This window comes from Methylobacterium sp. 001424705 (assembly GCF_059816145.1).
Window position 1 is genome coordinate 1 of sequence record NZ_JCBANU010000089.1, and the last position, 702, is coordinate 702.

Here is a 702-nt window from a genome sequence, read left to right on the forward strand (position 1 = left end):
GGCGATACGGGTCTTCATTGTGGCTATCGGGCTCCTATACAGTGCGAACCGTTTTTCTTGGTTCGCTTCATCTGTCTAAACCCAATATGGGGCCTCGATCTCAGCCATGACGTGCGGCCAGGCACGTCGAGGACAGGATTAAATGGTTGGACCTGAGATGAGGGTTCACCCCGTCTCGATGCATCATGAATACATCTTGGACAAAGGTGCCGTAAGTCTCTGAGGGCGGTCGGCCCGCGCCCCTCCGCCCGGCGCGGGCGCGGGCCACCGGACTAAAGCGTGGCGGGCAATCGTCTGACAGGAAGACGCTGGGTTGCCGGCCGCCGACCGGCGGCACCTGTCCCCGGGCAGCCGAGCCAGGGAGACATGCGTGATCCGCACCATCGCCAAGGCCCTCCGTCCGACCACCCGCCGCCGGCGCGGCGGCAAGATCCTTCTCGCCCTCCCGCTCCTGCCCCTCCCACTCCTGGCCCCGGCCCCGGCCCTGGCGGGGTCCGCGGCCCAGCCGGGCCAGACCATCGGCCTCCCGGCCGGCGCCCAGCTCCCGGTGGGTCTCTACTTCGTCAACACGTCCAGCTTCGGGGTGCGCGACACGCGCCCGCTCGACTCGGAATCGAACGTCAACCTGCCGGCCTTCGTCTGGGCGACGCCCTGGACCCTGTTCGGCGCGCGCCTGAACCTCATCGCGATCCAGCCCGTCGT

At 67.7% G+C, this 702-nt stretch carries 1 pseudogene; it reads left to right on the forward strand.

The annotated features are described in order from the left end of the window. Positions 1-370: 370 nt before the first annotated feature. A pseudogene (locus AC6EUL_RS22880) lies at positions 371-702 on the forward strand (hypothetical protein); the annotation flags it as partial.